This is a genomic window from Clostridium arbusti SL206 (assembly GCF_000246895.1).
In the GTDB taxonomy this organism is placed as follows: Bacteria; Bacillota; Clostridia; order Clostridiales; family Clostridiaceae; genus Clostridium_I; species Clostridium_I arbusti.
Genome location: NZ_BAEV01000184.1, coordinates 1 through 1,668, shown reverse-complemented (window position 1 = coordinate 1,668; position 1,668 = coordinate 1). Strand labels below are relative to the sequence as shown.

Annotated in this window: 2 protein-coding genes; both read left to right on the top strand. The window is 23.9% G+C overall.

The genetic code is table 11. The annotated features are described in order from the left end of the window. The first annotated feature begins 22 nt into the window (after window positions 1–22). Complete coding sequence (locus RH99_RS19535) at window positions 23–271, top strand: GIY-YIG nuclease family protein (RefSeq protein ID WP_373854748.1); 249 nt, start codon at window positions 23–25, stop codon at window positions 269–271. A 594-nt stretch (window positions 272–865) separates the two neighbouring features. After that, the gene (locus RH99_RS17955) at window positions 866–1,573 is read left to right on the top strand and encodes an SLATT domain-containing protein (RefSeq protein ID WP_010241694.1); all 708 of its coding nucleotides are present in this window, start codon (window positions 866–868) and stop codon (window positions 1,571–1,573) included. Window positions 1,574–1,668 lie beyond the last annotated feature (95 nt).

The following is a 1,668-nucleotide window of genomic DNA, read 5'->3' as shown; positions in this document are numbered from 1 at the left end:
AGGATTTTAATATCTATAGCTAATCAGTTTTGAAAAAGAATATAAAAGTGAAACAAATAACTTAAAATATAAGTTTATTGATGAACATGAGGAAAGGTTATCAAAATGGATGAAAGACAACTTGATAATGCATTTTGTTACAATTGATAACCCTATGGAGTTTGAAATATATTTGATTAACACATATGAACCACTTTTAAATTTAAAAGATAACAATAGTGAAAAGAATAGGACTTTTAGGAGAGAACTATCTCAGTTAAGAACTAGATAATACAGACTAATTTCTAAATTATTATGCTTTGATTTAAGATTACCATTATCCAATATTATGAGTAGTAAATATCAATATAGGGTATAGCTTAAAAGTTTTTACCGACACAGATTAAATATTTGCCGTTATTTTTTTTGCCTGGTTTTTTGGTTGAAGTTTTAACAACAATCTTTTTCATGCTAGTTACCTCTCTCTAAAAATATTTTTAATTACATCTTCTATAATTATGTACAAGCTCTTGAAAAATATTCAGTGGAGATTAAAATATATAATTATTTCATTAAAAATATTTTATGCTTCTATGTGTTTCAAAAAACTATAGTTAAATAATACATACAAAAGTAAAGAAAAATATAATGATAAATGGCTTAAATTCGGTGAAAAAGTGTATTGGGGAACTTATAAGGTTATATGATACACTTTTTACTTTGAAGGAAATTAAAATTATTTGTAGAATTATATCATAAAAACTAACATAATGATTATAATTATCAACTAGATCTAATAAAACACATTACAATCACCTATCACTAACAAATATCCATAAAGATAATGATATAAAGTAGAGATTAAAAATGAAAGTAGGTATAAATTGTGGAAAAAGAAGAAAAAGTAAATAATGATAAGGACATTGAATGTTGTAATGATGGGCCAAAGTTACTTAAAGAATTAAGGAGAAGAGTAGATGTAACATATAGGACTAGAATAATTGCAACAGATAGATTAAGAAATCAGAATACAGAATATAAAAAACTAAATATTTACTATTCAGTTTTAGTGACAGGTTTATCTATTCTTTCCATAGGAGAAGACTCAACATCAATAGGTAGTGTACCTATTTCAAATATAGTGCTTATGTTTTCTATATTACTAACTTATTTTATGTTTTATACTTCAGAAAAGAATCTTCAGGAAAGAGCTTATAAGATGGAAGAAACATTTAAAAGCTTAGATAAATTAAGGAATAAAATAGATAGTACTTTAATATATAAAGAGGATTTAAAAGAAGATTTAGAAGAAGATTCAAAAAAATATTTGAAAGAAGAAGATTGCAAAAAACTATATCAAGAATATGAGCGAATTTTGATAAGCATTGAAAATCATGAACAAATAGATTATCAGATGTATAAATTGAATAATTATAAAAAAGAAGAAATAGCTGACAATGAAAAACTATTATACGAAGAAACAAAGAATAAAATTAGAATACATAATATTATAGCATCATTAGAAAAATTTATGAAATATTCAATACCTACAATTATAGCATTTATATTGACGATTAAAATATTATTTAAATAATTCAGGTAGTACAAGCATCCGCATGATGTATTGAAAAGTAGTCTACGTAAAATAAATTAACATCATAGTGTCTTAGTATAGGTTTTGTTTGAAAT